The following is a 17,247-nucleotide window of genomic DNA, read 5'->3' on the forward strand; positions in this document are numbered from 1 at the left end:
ATATTCCGTCTTAGCTCATTATGTGAACTTGGTACATATAGTCATTATCTGACAATCCGTACTTCACTTCACTCATGTAAAAACTTTTACCCTGCTCTTCAAAGTGATCTTGCAGTGCAAGTAAATCTTTGTGAGAATTTTCTCTGTCGAAGTAAAAAATCACACTCTCTTCTTTTGCAACTTTCTCTTCAATCTTTGCCAAATCAATCTTTTTTGGTTTCGCATCTAAATCTGTTCTAGCTAATTTTAAATCCATCTAGGTAGTTTCCTTTGCATTATTTTAAAAGTTTTGCATTATACTTAAATTCTACTAAAAAGCTGATTAAAGATGTTTTTAGCAGAATTTAAGTATAATACCTTACTTCAATAAGAAATCCCCCAAAGAATTATCATTGTTAGAAAGATTTCTTAAAATTTAAGGAAATAACTATGGAAAAAATATTAGACATTGCAGAAGCAATCGGTCATGAAAAAGGGCTCCAGCCGGAAAAAGTTTTAGAAGCTTTAAAGACTGCATTTATCCAGACCGCAAAAAGAGTCATCGATCCAAACTTTGCTTTTGAAGCAGTGGTAGATGAAGAGTCAAAAAATATAAAAATCGTTCAAACTATTACAGTTGTTGCAGATGATGATGAGAGACTGCAAGATGAAGAGAGTGCACCTGCATATATCTCAATCACTGATGCCAGAGAGTATGATGATCAAGTAGAGCTGGGTGACCAACTCCAAATTGATCATGACCTCGAAGATTATGGAAGAACTGCGGCATCAGGACTTCACCGTGAGATCGAGTATCACATCCAAAGACTTGTAGAAGATGAAGTCTATAACAAGTACAAATCAAAAGTAGGCACACTTGTAAGCGGGCGTGTGACACGTGTCGATGCACAAAATGCAACGTACATCGAAGTCGATGAGATTCGTGCAGTATTACCGATGAAAAGCCGTATCAAAGGTGAAATTTTTGAAGTGGGTGATCATATCAAAGCGGTTGTTCGCCGTGTAAATATGGACAAAGAGCATGGCATCTCAATCGAGCTCTCACGTACATCACCGAAGTTCTTAGAAGCACTTTTAGAGCTTGAAGTACCTGAAATCGCAGACGGTACTGTTATCATCGAAAAATCAGCTCGCATTCCGGGTGAGAGAGCAAAAGTAGCAGTACTCTCAACACATCCACAAGTTGATGCTGTTGGTGCTACTGTTGGTGTAAAAGGTGTACGTATCAACTCTGTAAGTGCAGAACTTATCGGTGAAAATATCGACTGTATCGAGTACACGAACATTCCTGAGCTTTTTGTCTCACGTGTCATGAGTCCGGCTATCATCTCTCACGTAGAGATTGTCAAAAATGAAGAAGGTGAGAATGAAAAAGCGATCATTACACTTCCATCTGACCAAAAAAGTAAAGCAATCGGAAAAAGCGGCATCAACATCCGTCTAGCATCAATGCTAACAGATATGCAGATAGAGCTTATAGAGAGTGATGAAACAACCAATGAAAATGGTGAGATTGAAGAGAAAAAAGATGGAGTAGATGCACTTGAAGCACTCTTTAGCTAATAAGCACTAAGCCCTGTTCATATAAGGGTTTAGTTTTAAGAGCACTAGGTCTGCGAACATATTACCAAGCAGAGTTAGAAAGGCTGTTATCATCAGTATTCCCATAATGATGGGATAATCTCGTGAGAGTGCCGAGATATAAAACAGCTGTCCCATCCCCTCAATACCAAAGATAGACTCCAAAATAACACTTCCACCAATAAGCCCCGGCAGAGAAAGCCCAAGCAGTGTAATGATAGGCGGCATAAGATTTGGCAAAATATAATAGCGCAGCAGTTTGGCTTGCGTGAGACCGCGTGAGCGTGCAAAGGTGTAATAATCACTTTTGAGTATCTCCAAGGTCAAAGAGCGTATGTAAATTATCATACTTCCCAGTCCTACAAATATCATTACCCCTATTGGCAGTATCAAGTGCCATGCCATATCCATTATATTTGCAAAACCCTCTTTTGGTGTTATAGAGTGCAGTCCTGCTATGGGGAACAAAGAGAGCTTGATAGAAAAAAAGATGATAAAAAGCAGTGCGAGATAAAAGCTAGGCATCGAAAAAGAGACCAAAGAGAGCTGACGGATGAGATAATCACTCTTTTGCTCATAATTGAGCGCTGCTTTAATGCCAAGATAGAGCGAAAGCACAAAGACGCTTATAAGTGCTATGATATTCATCCATAGTGTGACAGGCAAACGCTTTAATATCTCAGAACTTACATCCTGCCCACTGACAAAAGAGATACCGAAGTTGAGTGTCACTATATTTTTCATCCAGTCAAAATACTGCTGCAGCAGTGGTTTATCCAGTCCATAAACAGCTTTAAGTTTTGCTATAGCCTCCTTTGTCATATTTGGATTGAGCTCCCCTGCTCCAAAAAAAGAGTTTGGTGCTGAGTGAATTGCCAAAAAAGAGATGACAGATATCAAAAGAAGCATAAAAAATATGTAAGCAATTTTTTTTAAAAATAACACCATAACTCTGCTATAAACTTTTTCGTATATATTTGAGATATTCTCTTATATCGCTTAATTTTGCAAGTGTACTCTCACATATCTCTTTATAATCAACTCTTTCATAGTGATGTGCCAAAAAATTTCTAAATGAGGCAATTTTTGCAAAATCATAAGCAAAATCAGCGGGGATAAGATTATATTCTCCAAGTAAATCTATACTTTCATAATAACTGTTTGATTTTCTTAAATTTTTATATTTAATCATCATCTCCGCCAATGCAATTGAGCTGTCAGAGACAAGATAAAGATAGTGCAGCAGAGCACCCTGATATATTTTATCTCTCAAAAATCTCTCTTTACAATCACTTTTCAACTCTTCTAAAATCTTGAGTAGTTCTTCAATAGAAATAATTTTTTGCTCTATCTTATGCAACATCTAACATTCTTTTAAAAACTTTATAATCTTGTATCTCATGTTCTTTAGCGAGTTCAAAGAGTAGGCGTTCATCATTTTTTGCTTCTTTAAGGACAATACCTTCATTAAAAATATCTTCTAAAAGAGTGAAATTTTTGGCACTGTTTAGTATGATTAGATCGATATCTTTATGTAAATTTATTTCTAATTTATGGTGAATTTTTAATTTTGTATCAAAATGGTTGTATTGTTTTTTTAGATACACTGCGATGTCAATATCACTTCTAGCACTTTGCGTTTTTTTTGCATAAGAACCAAAAAGATATGCAAATTCTACCTCATCTATAGTTGCAATAATTTTTTGAATTTCATCTATTCTTACCATAAGATATTATAACATAAGTTCAAAACCAATTGGGATTACAGCTTAATCGAATTTTTTCGGATTTCATCACGCAAAAGTTTGTCTGTCGTACCCATAAGTACCAAATCCACATCGTAAAAAAAATCCATTTGCATCAAAGCAGTAAAAAATTTTGTCTTTTTTTTACGAAATTCATCTTTTGATAGGCTCATATCAAGAGCGATGTCTATATCTCCGCCTCGTTTTGTATCATCTACACGACTGCCAAAGAGGTAGATGTCAACATCACCAAATATTCTATGAACAGTTTGAGTAATCTTTTGTTTTACTTTCTCTGAGAGTCTCATCTGTAGCATCCATAAAAGTCCAGACTCTTTTTATAATAGTTTTCAAGTCTGGTAAAATTCTCTATGCAGTATCTCAAATCATCCAGTGCATCTTTTAGCTCCTGTGGATAATCATGTTCAAGCTCATTTCTTACCTCACGCAGCTCTATCCAATTCTCAATGCTGTCTATGATCTCCTCTTTTTCTATCAAAGAGAGTACCTCACTCATCTTACTAGTATGGACACCTGCTACCTCCAACAGAAGAGGAAATATTTTAGCACCCAGAAAATCCTGCAGTGATGCAAAACGTTTCAGGTAGGCATCTAAGATTGCGCGTTGTTGTGGGTTGAGAGTATTAAAAATAAAGGGCTCATAAATATTGTTATTTTCCTGCATCTCATCGATGAGTGTTTTATATTCAGAAAGAGCAATATAGTGCTTTTCAACTTTATCAAATCGTTTTTGTAAAATATTTTTCAGGGTATCTATTTTTGTCATAAAAGTATTATAACATAAGTTGGTTTTTTCAGGAGTTTGTGATTTTTATACTGGGAGGGGAAACTAGCTCCCTCTAGGGGAGATAGTTAAAGTTTCTAGTCTAATGTTTAGATTAGAAGTTTAATGTTAAGTATGCTTGGATAGTATTATAAGCTGAACCTTTTGTAGCTCCAACTTTAATGTTTTGATCATCAGCTTTTGTATAAATATATGCTAATTTCGCATCTAAAGGACCAAATGCTTTACCTGCCGTCACAGTAAGCTCTTTCATATCTGGACGTTCTGCTGTTCCGCCATTTTTATCTGAGTTCGTTTGTGTATAGTATGCACCTAAATCAATACCAGCAGCATTACCAGTTACAGTAACATTAAGAGCTGAAGTATCTGCACGAGTTACATAGCCATAATTCCACCAAGCTTCAGTATAAAGTTTAGTTTGAGCATTATTACCTAAAGTTGCAAGATTTTGTGCTGCACCAAGTCCGAAACCTGATTTTGTTTCTTTACCTGTTTGAGAGTAAGCAACACTTGCACTTAAAACATCTTTCATTTCATAACCAAGTTTGAATGCATATGCATCATTATCAGAATCAGCTGTAATTGCTAAATTATTACTCTTATTATAGTTGATTTGTGTATATTGTGCTCCAGCAGAAATACCTTCCATAGCTACATCAGCTTGTAACCAGAAACCATCAACATATTGTGGTGCATCATAATACCATGCTTGAACAGTTAATGGTTTTACAGAATTATTTACGATACCTGCTGCGAATGCTCCATTATAAAATTGAGAAAACGTACTACCATCATAACTTGCATCATTATTCTGAATTCTATTAGCTATTCCAACAGGTGCATTTGTCCCTGTACCATTTCCATTAAAAAGACTTGATCCATTAGAACCACCAACATAGGCACCTACTAAAGTAGTATCTGGAATATCTTGGTTAATTACTACAGCAGCTTCAAATGTATTTTCAACAATTGACCACGTCTCAGTAAATACTAATGGTGTGTCAAGTTTCATACGACCAATTTTACCTGTAGTGTTACCTACAGTTGCAGCAATCCATGCTTCATCAACAATCCAAGAATCAGAAACTAAATCTGTTCCTTCCCACACATTATTAACAAGTTGACCTTGCAGACCAAGTGTAGTCAATACAGTTGTATTTACACCAGCTGAGATATTTTTAGTTAAATCAGCAGTAATTCCAAGGCTCAATGCAGCTTGACCAGCAGATGAACCAGCATTAAACAAGCTATCAGAAGCAGTTGTTGTAACACTACTAATACCATCTGTTTTTGCATCATCAGTTGCATAGTAAAGTTTAGCATCACCACTAACTTTAACGTTATCGATAGCAAACGCACTTGAACCAATTAGTAGCGCTGCTACTAAACTCATTTTTGTAAATTTCATATATTCTCCTTATCCTTTTACAAATTTCAGAAGCAGTATAACATAATCTTTTCTTAACTTTACATAAATTTTACATTATTTATCTTTTTTTTGGCTATAATTCCCATATGAAACAACTAATTATAATATCAAACACACTCTTGTTAGCTTTTGTTCTGAGTTCCTGTGCTTCTTCTTCATCAAAAGTAGCACCGTCACAAAATTCTGCTTTAAACAGTATAAGTAATTCAAATGCAGGAAAAAAAGAGGGAGCAATGCAGAAATCCCTTGACTCTTGGCTCAAAGAGGATTGGGAGCCGACAATATCAAAAGACAAAAAGATTCAAAAGAAATATATGCAAGAGAAAAAAGGGAGGACAGCAGAGGGTTCAGTCAAGCAGACTCAAGAATCACACTTTGTTGATAAAGAGGATAGAAACTTTACTTTACAGGAGTATGTTGATAAAGCTTCTGCCTATATGAGAGCAAAACCAAATGATTATAACAGCTCTCATGTTAAGCAAGTCGAGTCACTTCCTGTTATAGGAAAGTAACTCTAGAGTCTATCTTGCATCCCATGCAAGAATAGTTTTACCCTCTTCATTTGTCTCAGCCATTGCCATACCCATAATGTTATAACCGTTATCTACATAGTGTGTCTCACCTGTTACACCAGAGCTTAAATCACTAAGAAGATACATAGCTGAATTTCCAACCTGTTCGATTGTTACATTTTTACGCAGTGGTGCATTTGTCTCATTCCATTTGAGTATCTGAGAAAAATCACCGATCCCTGCAGCTGCAAGCGTTTTGATAGGTCCAGCTGAAATTGCATTTACACGCTGACCTTTTTTCCCAAGGTCCACTGCCATATAACGCACAGTTGATTCTAGGGCTGCTTTAGCTACACCCATTACATTGTAGTTTACGATGTACTTTGGTCCACCAAGATATGATAATGTAAGGATTGATGCATCATCACTTAGTACTGGCTCTAAGCGGTTTGTCAGATCAATAAGAGAATATACAGAGATATCCATCGCAATTTGAAATGCCTGTTTTGTTGTTTTCATAAAAGGCTCAGAGAGTGCTTCTTTAGGAGCAAAAGCAACAGAGTGTACAAGAAAGTCAATCTTTCCGAAATCTTTTTCGATTTTTGCCGCTATACCTGCCATATGCTCTTCATTGCTAACATCAAGTTCATATACATGACTGCTTCCAAACTCTTTAGCAATCGGCTCTACTCTCTTTTTTAGTGCATCATTTAAATATGTAAATGCCATTTCAGCACCCTGCTCATGACATGCTTTTGCAATTCCATATGCGATTGATTTGTTATTTGCCAATCCTACGATAAGACCGCGTTTACCTTTCATTATCATCTCTTTTTTCTCCTTAATTTTATTTCATAAAATGAAGGGCACCCCTCCATCTATTTAGTACAGAAAAGGAAGTAATTCCTTTTCTTACGCTAACACTATGTTTCCCTCAGCGGGAAGCTCTCGCACTTTACGCTCTTATTATTTCATAAGATTTTGCTTTTCTAGTTCATCTGCATACTCTATCATTGTGCAGAAATGTTCAACATAGAGTGCTGCACTCCCGACTAAGATGCCATCTACATTATTCAGTGCCAAAACATCTTTTGCATTGGACACTTTTACACTGCCACCATACAATAGTGGTGCGTGAGATCTCTTTTTGAGCTCTGTATGAATATCTTCGATATCTTCGAGTGTTGGTGTAAGTCCGGTACCTATCGCCCAAACAGGCTCGTATGCGATAATGAGCTTCTCATACGATGTATCTATGCCTGCATATTGTGCAGAGATATAGTCCAGCATCTGCTCTTTACCAGCCTCACGCACATCTTTTGGCTCACCGACACAGTAAACTATCTTAAAACCCTCTTTCTTAAAGTAGTCAAATTTTTTAGCGATGAACTCTTGAGACTCACCTAAGATATGGCGTCTTTCACTATGACCGATAAGGATAGTTTTGATACCAAACTCACTGAGCTGCTCCAGACCAATTTCACCGGTAAAGGCACCATTTACTGTCGGATAAGCATTTTGAGTACCGACCTCGACTTTTGTAGAAAAACTGTCCAGTGATGAGATTGCAGGAAAAACCAAAACTTCTTGCTCGCTTTTTTGTGCACATTTCTCCAACTCTTCTATATAGAGAGCCGTATCATGGCGCGATAGGTTTGTTTTTAAATTCGCTGCAATTATCATCTCTTACTCCTCTTCGCTTTTTTCTACCATAAGCGGTTCAACACCAGGAAGTGTTTTACCTTCTAACAACTCTAACGATGCACCACCGCCTGTAGAGATAAAACTCATCTCATCATCAACACCTACACGCTGAACCAGGTCTGCAGTGTCACCACCACCAACAACAGTTGTAGCATAAGAGTCTGCTACAAAGTGTGCTATCTTAGAGCTTCCACGGGCAAATTTTTCCATCTCATAAACACCCATTGGACCGTTCCAAAGAACAGTCTGCACATCATTAAGACCCTCACGGTAAAGTCGTACAGTTGCAGGACCGATATCTAGTCCCATCCATCCATTTGGAATCTCTTGAGCCGTTACAATCTTACTAACCGCATCTTCAGAAAACTTTTCAGCTGCAATAACATCTACAGGAAGGTAAAACTTTACACCGAGTTTTTTTGCTTCATCCATGATATTTTGTGCCTCTTGTAAGAGTTCATCTTCAACCAAAGATGCCCCAATATCATAACCCATCTGTTTTAAAAATGTAAATGCCATCCCACCACCGATGAAGATTTTATCTACCTTTGGCAGTAGGTTAACAAGGGCTTCAAGTTTTCCAGACACTTTACTTCCACCAACGATGGCAGCAAAAGGACGCACAGGATTGTTAATAAGCTTTCCAAAGAAGGTGATCTCACGCTCTAGCAAAAATCCTGCAGCTTTGTGTTCATTATCAAAGAATTTTGTAATCCCATGAACAGAAGCATGTGCACGGTGACTGACACCAAAAGCATCATTGACATAGAACTCTGCCATAGAAGCAAGTTTGCGTGAGAGCTCTTTGTCATCTTTGGTCTCACCTGCTTCAAAACGCAGGTTTTCAAGTAAAAGTACTTCATGACGCGGCAATTCTTGTGCCATTTTGAGTGTTGCATCATCAACAACACCAGGAGCCAACTCTACATGACGTTTGAGGAGTTGCTGTAGTCTTCTTGCAACCGGTGCCAAAGAGTACTTCTCAACTACTTCACCTTTTGGACGACCAAGGTGAGAAGCAAGTATTACTGCACAATCTAGATCCAAACAGTAGTTAATCGTAGCAATGGCAGAGCGGATTCTTCTGTCATCAGAGATATTCCCAAACTCATCCATAGGGACATTAAAATCACAACGAATAAAAACTTTTTTATCTTTGAGGTCTAACTTTTTTAAGTGTAGTAGTTCCAAACTGCTTTCCTATTTTGAGATGTGTAGAGCCATGTCTAAAAGACGCATAGAGTAACCCCACTCATTGTCATACCATGCCATCACTTTTACCATATCACCACCGATTACCTGCGTGAGGTCCTCTGCAACGACTGAGCTGTACTCACAACCAACGAAGTCCTGTGATACTCTCATATCTTTATCTACAAGCAGAAGATTTTTAAGGCGACCTGCTGCTGCTTCATTGAATGCTGCATTTACTTCTTCTTTTGTAGTCCCTTTTCTTACAACGACATTTAAATCAACCATAGAAACATCCGGAGTCGGTACACGAACTGACTGACCATGAAGTTTTCCTTCAAGCTGAGGAAGTACAAGACTGATAGCCTTTGCAGCACCTGTAGTAGTTGGGATCATATTGATAGCACCTGCACGGGCACGGCGCTTATCTTTGCTGTGTTTTACATCAAGGATGTTTTGATCATTTGTATACGAGTGGATTGTAGTCATCAAACCTTTTTCAATTCCGAACGCATCATCAAGAACACGTGCAACAGGACCAAGACAATTTGTAGTACATGAAGCATTTGATACAATTTTTTGTCCGTCATACTTCTCTTCATTTACACCCATAACAAATGTTGGTGTGATTTTGTCTTTTGCAGGAGCAGAAAAAAGAACTTTTTGGACACCATTGTCAATATGAACCTGAGCGGACTCTTGTGTAAGAAATACACCCGTACACTCTAAAACCATATCTGCACCACAATCAGCAAAGCCGAGATTTTTCGGGTCTCTATCAGAAAATACTCTAATTTTCTCTCCATCTATGCTGATGTAGTTTTCATCTACCTGCTCTACTTCACTATCAAATGTTCCGTGAACTGAATCATTTTTAAGTAGATAAAGCATCATATCCATGCTAGCCATATCATTGATAGCTACAATCTCAACATCATCTCGCTTTGCTGCAATACGAGCAACACAACGACCTATTCTACCAAATCCGTTTATTGCAATTTTGAGTGCCATTCTATATCCTAATAGTAAAAAATTCAGTAATTTTATCCAAAATTAGTTATAATTCGTATTAAAGTACCTATCCAAAAATAAAATCAATTAACAGCGATAAGAAAAAGGTATAGATGCAAGGCAGATTTTTTGCAGCACTAGCTAGTCTAATGCAAAAAAATCTAACGAAGTCAGATGTACCTTTTTCTTATCGCCCGTAGGGAGGTTTAAAATGATACCTATTACTGCGTTAAAACCACTTGAAGCTACTAGTAGCTCCTGCGTAGTTTCACCTTGTACTAAGCATCATTTTAAGCCTCTGTTATTTGGTTTTATTTTTGGATAGGTACTTATGAAAACAATAGCACTTTATGGAGGTTCATTTGACCCTCCACATATCGCTCACGAAGCGATTGTAACAGCTTTAAGCAATCTAGATTTTTTAGATAAAATCATTGTAATGCCAACATATCTCAATCCATTTAAAGATAGTTTTACAACTCCGGCAGAGTTACGTCTAGAGTGGCTTAAAAAAATATTTTCAGAGTATGAAAATGTTGAGATAGATTCATACGAAGTAGATAAAAAGAAAAAAGTTCCTACTATTGAGAGTGTCAATCACCTGCTTAAAGAGTATGACAAGATCTATGTAGTAATTGGTGCGGACAACTTGTCCTCACTTCATAAATGGCATAAATATGATGAGCTTAAAGCCAAAGTCACTTTTATTGTCGCAACTCGTGATGATATAAAGATACCAAAAGATTTCATACAACTCAAAATTGATGAGGATATATCTTCTTCAGAATTGAGAAAGAATTTAGATATTTCAAAATTACCAAAAAAATGTGCACATGAGATTGCACAATATTATAAGGAACACAATGCAAACAAGAATTGAAAAGATTACAGAGACTTTAGATAAGAACAAAGCAGAAGCGATAGAGGTATTTGATCTGCGTGATAAAAACTATTTTGTTGATTATGCGATCATTGCATCATCACTTGGACAAAAACATACGATAGCACTGCTTGACCATCTCAAAAAAGCTCTCAAGCCTGCTGAGAATTTCAATAATGTTGATGAGAGTGGAGATTGGATTGTTGTTGATTTAGGTGATATCCTCATCCATATCATGACGCCAGAGTATAGAGTCAAATATGATATGGAAACATTTTTAAGTGAACTTGGAAACAACAACTAAGATTTTTTCTTTGTTGTTGTAGTCTTTTTCTTACTTTTTTTCTTTGTAGATTTCTTCTTTGAAACGCTCTTTTTCACACTTTTTTTCTTCTTAGTAAGCACTTTTTTCGCTGGCGAAGGATTCTCTTTCTCTAAAGCTTTCTCTTTTTCATACTTCTCTAAAATATCTTTATAGTTGTAAATCGCTTCTACATACTTCACAGGTTCTGCACCACGGGCATATCCATACTTCAAATTTCTGTAGTATCTTTTTTGAGAAAGCAGTGGCAGAACGATTTTCAGATCACTCCAGATATTATGATTGAGCCCCAGTTTTTTAGCAAGCTCACGAGCATCTTTGATATGCCCCATTCCTATGTTATACGCAGCCAGTGCAAATTTAAGTCTATTTTCACCCTCAACAGATTTTGGTACCAGTTTTATCATCTGATTGAGATGTCTTGTTCCACCTACAATACTCTGTTTTGGATCAAGTCTGTTTTTCACGCCTAAGATTTTTGCTGTTGTACGTGTAAGCATCATCAGTCCACGTACACCTGTGAAACTTTTTGCCCGTGGGTTCCAGTGTGACTCTTGATAAGAGACGGATGCCAGAAGCGTCCATGGAATTCCAAAACGTGTACCTGCTTCTTTGAAATACTTTTTATATTTTGGCAGTCTCGATTTTAACCGTTTATAGAACATCTTTGTATTGTAATAATCAAAAAAGAGGACATAGGAGTAGTAGTGATCTTTGAGCTCTGTAATTTTGCCTCGCTGATTAAAATCATTGAGCCATGCATACATATCTGCTTCGAGTTTTTTTGCATCTTTTGGCAACAGCCATGCAAGTTGTTCCCGTCCACTGATAGAAAAAGCAAGGGCAATTTCCGGAAAAAACTTCAAATTGAGTGCATAGATATTTGAATCTGCTACAGTACAGTCTATCTCATGTTTTGCAACCATCTCCAAAAGTTCTTCCGTTGAATACTCTGAACTTGTTGTAAAGTTGATATCAAAACCGTCTTCTTTGAGTTTTTTGAGTGTTTCACTGTAGCTGGTATCATCTCCTACCATAATTGTAAGACCCTCTAAGTCCTCCACATCTCTTGGAAATTTTGAACTGCCAAGCATGCCACGATTACAGATGACCTGTTCTTGCACTTCAAAATAGGATGGTCCAAAGTGATAAAGTTTTTCTCTGCTTGGTGTTTTTGCCAACGAAGCGGATGTGATATGAACATTTGGATTACTACTTAAACGTAGTGCCTCTTTGACCGTATGTGCGGGGATAATGTTGAGCTTTACACCCAAATGATCCGCATATGCTTTTAAGAGATCATATTCAAACCCCTGTGGTCCTTCATTTCCAATATAGTACGTAGAAGGGGCATTAAGCAAAACAACATTTAATCTCTTTTCTTGTTTAATTTTATCAAGCAATGATGATGTTTCAATTCGTTTACCCGGCATATATGCACTATGGCTTAACCAACCAAAAACAAAAAAAGAGAAAGCAAAAAAGATTGCTATACCAGTATAGAGGAGCTTATTCATTATACTAGTTTACACTAGAGTTCTTTTAAAATTCCTTATACGAAGATAAAGCGATTAACCCCATTCTCATATTCATGGGCAAGAACCTGTCCATGCGCTTTTAAGATTGAGTCAACTAGATAAAGACCCAATCCAAAGCTGTTCTTGGAAGGATTTTCTTTTGTAAAAGGTTCAATATAGTACTGCAGTGGGTGCTGCAGACACTCCCCTTTACTCTCAAAACAGAGTTCACCCTTTTCATTGATAAGAATTTTTATATGGGAATCTGTCGAGTATTTCATAGCATTGTCAATCATATTTTTAATAGCAGTTGTATAGAGCCTATAGTTTGCCTGTAGTTTAAAATCAGTCGGTACCTCAACGCTCACTCGCTCTCTCTCCACCATTGCCATATCAATAGCACCATCAATAATATCTACTAGACGGTACTCTGAAAAATCTTTTTTATCATCAAGACTTGTCACTTCTTCAATCATTGCAAACTCATTTACAAGAGTTTCCAAGCGTTTGAATATAGAGCTAAAACGCTCTTTTTGTTTCTCAGAATCTAACATCTGTGTAGCAATCGTACCTTTGGCGATAGGCGTCTTTAACTCATGCATCAAGTTACGCAAGAAGAGTGTGCGGGACTCTAGGATATTGTTGATTTTTCGTCGCGCATACTCAAGTTCATTGGCAACAGAGCCGATCTCATCTTCACTTCTTGTTTTAAAGGAGACATTCATATTTCCCTCTCCATAGAGGGCTATCTTTTTTCGCAATCGGATCAGTGGGCGTAGTTTTTGTAAAACCAGCACAAAAGAGAGACTGATAATAAGAAAAATAGTTGTATAGGTGTAAAGAATATTGATATAACTGTATGGTTTGAGGTCATTGTCTTTAATGAGAATATCTCCATTTGGTGTTTCAATGTAGAAGTAGATTTTTCGCTTATACTGTAACATCGTAGCGCGAAGGTTTGTAACCGTATTTTTCGTATACATCCCTTTTTCACTAATCATCAAAGAGGTGTTAAAACTTTTAAAACCTTCACGTTTTAAGATTTTACTTTTCGAGAGGATTTTATTTTTCTGCGTTTTTGCTTTAATGACTTCAAGATCATAAACGGCCAGATTGGCTTCAAGCATGATCTCGGAGCTTTGGCGTTGCTGATGCTCTCTGTATATCTGTGTAATTACTGTATATTTTGTAAAAATGTGATTGATATACTGTTGATAATTAAGTTTATAGAATTCCCAAAAGATCGCACTGACACTTACCAAAGAGACTGTCAGTGCAAAGAGTACAGTAATTAAAACAGCATGTTTTTTCATTATTTAAGAAGTTTGTATCCTACACCACGTACAGATTCTATGAGTGATTTGTCACCTAGTTTGTTTCGAATACGCCCTACCATTACATCGATACTTTTGTTTGAAGAGTCTTCATTTATCGCGTTTACATTGTGAATGAGGTCCTCACGTGAGACAACAAGTCCCTGCTTGCTTATCATATAAGAGAGTATTCCAAACTCTGCATTTGTCAGGTCAATATTACGCCCTTTGTATGTAATCGTCATTGTTGATTTATCGCATTTAAAATCACTTTTATTTTCCTCTTTTGCAGAGGTTTTTGCTTCATAACGACGCAATACTGAATGAATACGTGCTTCAAGCTCACGTGGATCGTAAGGTTTTGGTAGATAATCATCAGCACCCAGTTCAAGCGCTTTTATCTTATCTGTCACATCACTTCTTGCACTCGAGATAATAATAGGAATATCTTGACGCTCACGTATCGCTTCACATACTTCAAGCCCATCCATTCCAGGCAGTGTCAAGTCAAGTATTACCAGATCAAAAGGCTCCAGTTTTAAAATGCTCACTGCTTTAAACGGGTCATCTTCTGTTATTACTTTAAAGTCAAACTGTTCAAGATACTCCGTAAGTATCTCTGCAAGTTCTAAATCATCTTCAATCATCAATATTTTTTGCATTTTTCTTTTCCTTCTGGTTTATTCTAACAAGTATGAACTAATAATAAGTTAATTTAGCTAAATACGAGTGCGATTCTATAAGCAAAAAAAGCCAGCACATAAGCAACAATTGATGTAAAGATAAAGAGATAGACTGCATACCTCCAACTACCTGCCTCTTTGGCAAAGACTGTTGTTGCTGCCAGACACGGCAGATAGGTCATCACAACGACGATAAAGGCAACTGCCGAAGCAAAGGGAATATTTTGGCGGATATTATCCGCTAGTGATTTGGATGTCTCATCCACATCACCTCCGATTGAATAGAGCACTCCAAGTGTTGAAACCACAACCTCTTTTGCCGCAAGTCCGGTTTGCAGGGCAACATTCATCTTCCAGTCAAATCCAAGCGGAGCAAAAATCGGCTCTGTAAGTTTTCCTATTCTTCCCAAATAGCTTGACTCAAGCTCTTTTTGTGCAAGCTCATTTTCAAAATGAAGCTTCTCTTTTGCATCTACTGCTTTTTCAATCTTGGTGGCATAGAGTCTCTCAAGTGTCTCATTGTGCGGATAATTACTCAAAAACCAAACCAGCATGGCAGCACCGGCGATGAAAGTCCCCGCCTTTTTGAGATACATGATTGTCTGCGTAAGCACTGTGTGCCAGATAAGTTTGAGTGCCGGCAGGCGATACTTTGGCATCTCCATAACAAAAGGCTCATCGACACCTTTAAAGGCTGTCATCTTGAGCACTTTTGCAAGTATGAGTCCCAAAATTGCCCCAGATATATAGATAGTAAAAAGAACATTTCCAGCCATTGCTTCACCAAAGAAGGCTCCGGCAAAAAGAACATAGACAGGCAAACGCGCACCACAGGACATAAAACCGATGATAAAGAGCGTGAGCAGTCTGTCTCGGTCATTTTTTAAAATTCTAGCCGACATATATGCCGGAATTGAACAGCCAAAACCGGTAACCAGCGGGATAAAACTCTGTCCATGCAGACCAAATTTATGAAAAAATCCATCGAGCAAAAATGCCACACGGCTCATATATCCTGTCGTCTCAAGCAGTGCAATTCCGATAAAAAGAATAATAATATTTGGCGTAAAGAGCACAACTGCACCCACACCGCCGATGATGCCATCCACCACAAGTGAGCGGACATCATCATTGCTGATTGTTGGAGCTATAACATCCCCAAGCCATGTGAAAAATCCATCTATCCACTCCATCGGGATGTTACCTATTGTAAAGGTAAGCTGAAAAAGACTCCACATAAAAAAGAGAAAAATAGGGATGCCAAAGAGCGGATGGATTAAGATGTTGTCAATCTTCTCCGTGAGTGTTTTCTCCTCTTTTTTATCATTACTGTGGCGGACAACTTCTGTCACAATCCCACGGTTAAATGCTGCATACTCCTCGGCAAACGCCTCTTTGATATCATCCGTGTCATGGTGCAGTTCAATATGTTTGGATGCCTCAATTAAGATAGGCTGCAACTCTGTCCAGATCGGATCACCATGGAGTTTTTCATAAGTTTTTTTGTTGTTTTTTAGAAGATTGATGGCAATGTTTCTATAAGAATTTACCGCTTTGTATTTGTGCTTTTTGAGATAGGAGACGATAATCTCTATCTCCTCTTCCACCGCCTCACTAAAGATGAGTTTTGGCTCTTTCTTTGGTGCTGTGTATGTCTCTACTACAGTATCAATCAACTCCTCAATGCCTGTTTTTGCTGCGGCTGAGACCTTCACGCAAGAGATACCCAAAAGTTCAGACATATAAGTGGCATCAATTTCTATGCCTTCTTTCTCGGCCTCATCACTCATATTGAGTGCGATAACCATCTTTTTGCTCATTGTCAAAAGCTCAGAGGTGAGTTGGAGATTTTTTTCAAGATTTGTTGAGTCTACGACATTGATGATAATGTCATAATCTTCCGCACAGAGATAATCATGCGTGACCCGCTCTTCTATCGTGTAATCTGTAAATGCATAGGTCCCCGGCAGATCAACAACCGTAAAATGGTAATCTTTATAATCAAACAGTACCTCTGTCTTATCCACCGTTACACCGGAAAAATTTCCTACATGCAGGTGTGCGTTACTCACTGAATTGATAAGCATACTTTTACCGACATTAGGCTGACCTACAAGTGCAACCTTGATATGATTTGCGATAATAGGACAGGCTTTTGGATCAATATGTTCTTTCATACTTCCTCCACCTCTATAAGTTCCGCTTCTTGCGCTCTAAGTGCAATACGCATCTTCCCTATCTTAATCTCAATTGTTTTCTTTCCTGGAGCATGCTCTAAAACTTCAAGCTCAGCTCCTTTCATGACACCAAAAGAGATAAGACGCTGTTTTAAATTATATTCTGCATTTATTTTTTTTACTTTTACTTGACAGCCCTTATGGCAATTCAATAAATTATTCATTTTTACTCTTATACTCTTAATTGTATATTTCTACTCTTTAATGATAATAGAATCTTACTTACAATTCTCTTAATAATGATAAATATTATCATTATCTAATATTTGGACTTTTTTATTTTGAACTATTTTATCTGATTTTGCTATAATTCGACA

General features: G+C 37.4%; 20 protein-coding genes. 4 read left to right on the forward strand and 16 right to left on the reverse strand.

The genetic code is table 11. The features are described 5' to 3' along the window. Positions 1-10: 10 nt before the first annotated feature. Positions 11-256, reverse strand: a complete 246-nt coding sequence (locus MNY27_RS05870) for an HP0268 family nuclease (protein ID WP_152184185.1) — start codon at positions 254-256, stop codon at positions 11-13. A gap of 173 nt (positions 257-429) precedes the next feature. Here MNY27_RS05870 and nusA point away from each other — a divergent pair, with 173 nt between their 5' ends. Beyond that, complete coding sequence (gene nusA, locus MNY27_RS05875; RefSeq protein ID WP_346391991.1) at positions 430-1,563, forward strand: transcription termination factor NusA; 1,134 nt, start codon at positions 430-432, stop codon at positions 1,561-1,563. A 6-nt stretch (positions 1,564-1,569) separates the two neighbouring features. Here the strand turns inward: nusA and MNY27_RS05880 are convergent, their stop codons facing one another. The 6 genes from MNY27_RS05880 to MNY27_RS05905 form a co-directional block, all read right to left on the reverse strand. Beyond that, positions 1,570-2,529, reverse strand: a complete 960-nt coding sequence (locus MNY27_RS05880; RefSeq protein ID WP_346391992.1) for an ABC transporter permease — start codon at positions 2,527-2,529, stop codon at positions 1,570-1,572. A gap of 7 nt (positions 2,530-2,536) precedes the next feature. After that, the gene (locus MNY27_RS05885) at positions 2,537-2,944 is read right to left on the reverse strand and encodes a DUF86 domain-containing protein (RefSeq protein WP_346391993.1); all 408 of its coding nucleotides are present in this window, start codon (positions 2,942-2,944) and stop codon (positions 2,537-2,539) included. After that, positions 2,934-3,308 carry a nucleotidyltransferase domain-containing protein gene (locus MNY27_RS05890; protein WP_152184189.1) on the reverse strand — a complete coding sequence of 125 codons (375 nt, stop codon included), beginning with the start codon at positions 3,306-3,308 and terminating at the stop codon, positions 2,934-2,936. Before MNY27_RS05890 ends, MNY27_RS05885 begins: the two co-directional genes overlap by 11 nt. A 35-nt stretch (positions 3,309-3,343) precedes the next feature. Continuing rightward, the gene (locus MNY27_RS05895; RefSeq protein ID WP_188109474.1) at positions 3,344-3,634 is read right to left on the reverse strand and encodes a nucleotidyltransferase domain-containing protein; all 291 of its coding nucleotides are present in this window, start codon (positions 3,632-3,634) and stop codon (positions 3,344-3,346) included. Further along, positions 3,631-4,113 (reverse strand): hypothetical protein, encoded by a 483-nt coding sequence (locus MNY27_RS05900; protein WP_152184191.1) that lies wholly within the window; start codon positions 4,111-4,113, stop codon positions 3,631-3,633. The genes MNY27_RS05895 and MNY27_RS05900 overlap by 4 nt, the downstream gene beginning before the upstream one ends. Before the next feature lie 112 nt (positions 4,114-4,225). Then, entirely contained in the window at positions 4,226-5,539 is a 1,314-nt protein-coding gene (locus MNY27_RS05905; protein ID WP_152184192.1) for a hypothetical protein, read from the reverse strand. Positions 5,540-5,646: 107 nt separating this feature from the next. Here MNY27_RS05905 and MNY27_RS05910 point away from each other — a divergent pair, with 107 nt between their 5' ends. Continuing rightward, complete coding sequence (locus MNY27_RS05910; protein WP_152184193.1) at positions 5,647-6,072, forward strand: hypothetical protein; 426 nt, start codon at positions 5,647-5,649, stop codon at positions 6,070-6,072. 9 nt (positions 6,073-6,081) lie between these two features. On the opposite strand, the gene fabI is transcribed toward MNY27_RS05910, so the two are convergent. The 4 genes from fabI to gap form a co-directional block, all read right to left on the reverse strand. Then, the gene (gene fabI / locus MNY27_RS05915; protein WP_152184194.1) at positions 6,082-6,900 is read right to left on the reverse strand and encodes an enoyl-ACP reductase FabI; all 819 of its coding nucleotides are present in this window, start codon (positions 6,898-6,900) and stop codon (positions 6,082-6,084) included. A gap of 138 nt (positions 6,901-7,038) precedes the next feature. Further along, entirely contained in the window at positions 7,039-7,755 is a 717-nt protein-coding gene (locus MNY27_RS05920) for a triose-phosphate isomerase (RefSeq protein WP_152184195.1), read from the reverse strand. A 3-nt stretch (positions 7,756-7,758) separates the two neighbouring features. Further along, complete coding sequence (locus MNY27_RS05925) at positions 7,759-8,967, reverse strand: phosphoglycerate kinase (protein ID WP_152184196.1); 1,209 nt, start codon at positions 8,965-8,967, stop codon at positions 7,759-7,761. 9 nt (positions 8,968-8,976) lie between these two features. Next, positions 8,977-9,978, reverse strand: a complete 1,002-nt coding sequence (gap, locus tag MNY27_RS05930; RefSeq protein ID WP_152184197.1) for a type I glyceraldehyde-3-phosphate dehydrogenase — start codon at positions 9,976-9,978, stop codon at positions 8,977-8,979. Positions 9,979-10,309: 331 nt separating this feature from the next. Between gap and nadD the strand changes: the two genes are divergently transcribed. Both nadD and rsfS read left to right on the forward strand, forming a co-directional pair. Continuing rightward, the gene (gene nadD / locus MNY27_RS05935) at positions 10,310-10,858 is read left to right on the forward strand and encodes a nicotinate (nicotinamide) nucleotide adenylyltransferase (protein WP_152184198.1); all 549 of its coding nucleotides are present in this window, start codon (positions 10,310-10,312) and stop codon (positions 10,856-10,858) included. Continuing rightward, a complete protein-coding gene (gene rsfS / locus MNY27_RS05940; RefSeq protein ID WP_152184199.1) occupies positions 10,842-11,162 on the forward strand; it encodes a ribosome silencing factor in 321 nt (106 codons plus the stop codon). The genes nadD and rsfS overlap by 17 nt, the downstream gene beginning before the upstream one ends. On the opposite strand, the gene mltF is transcribed toward rsfS, so the two are convergent. From mltF to MNY27_RS05965, 5 genes are read right to left on the reverse strand one after another with little or no spacing between them, the layout of a single operon-like run. Next, complete coding sequence (gene mltF, locus MNY27_RS05945; protein ID WP_152184200.1) at positions 11,159-12,697, reverse strand: membrane-bound lytic murein transglycosylase MltF; 1,539 nt, start codon at positions 12,695-12,697, stop codon at positions 11,159-11,161. The genes rsfS and mltF overlap by 4 nt on opposite strands. Before the next feature lie 35 nt (positions 12,698-12,732). Then, positions 12,733-14,010, reverse strand: a complete 1,278-nt coding sequence (locus MNY27_RS05950) for an ArsS family sensor histidine kinase (RefSeq protein WP_152184201.1) — start codon at positions 14,008-14,010, stop codon at positions 12,733-12,735. Continuing rightward, positions 14,010-14,672: a response regulator transcription factor gene (locus MNY27_RS05955; RefSeq protein WP_152184202.1), complete on the reverse strand. Its 663-nt coding sequence runs from the start codon at positions 14,670-14,672 to the stop codon at positions 14,010-14,012. Before MNY27_RS05955 ends, MNY27_RS05950 begins: the two co-directional genes overlap by 1 nt. A gap of 53 nt (positions 14,673-14,725) precedes the next feature. Beyond that, positions 14,726-16,870: a ferrous iron transport protein B gene (gene feoB, locus MNY27_RS05960; protein WP_152184203.1), complete on the reverse strand. Its 2,145-nt coding sequence runs from the start codon at positions 16,868-16,870 to the stop codon at positions 14,726-14,728. Then, the gene (locus MNY27_RS05965; protein WP_152184204.1) at positions 16,867-17,094 is read right to left on the reverse strand and encodes a FeoA family protein; all 228 of its coding nucleotides are present in this window, start codon (positions 17,092-17,094) and stop codon (positions 16,867-16,869) included. Before MNY27_RS05965 ends, feoB begins: the two co-directional genes overlap by 4 nt. Between the last annotated feature and the right edge of the window lie 153 nt (positions 17,095-17,247).

Source organism: Sulfurimonas sp. NWX79, from assembly GCF_039667035.1.
GTDB lineage: Bacteria > Campylobacterota > Campylobacteria > Campylobacterales > Sulfurimonadaceae > Sulfurimonas > Sulfurimonas indica.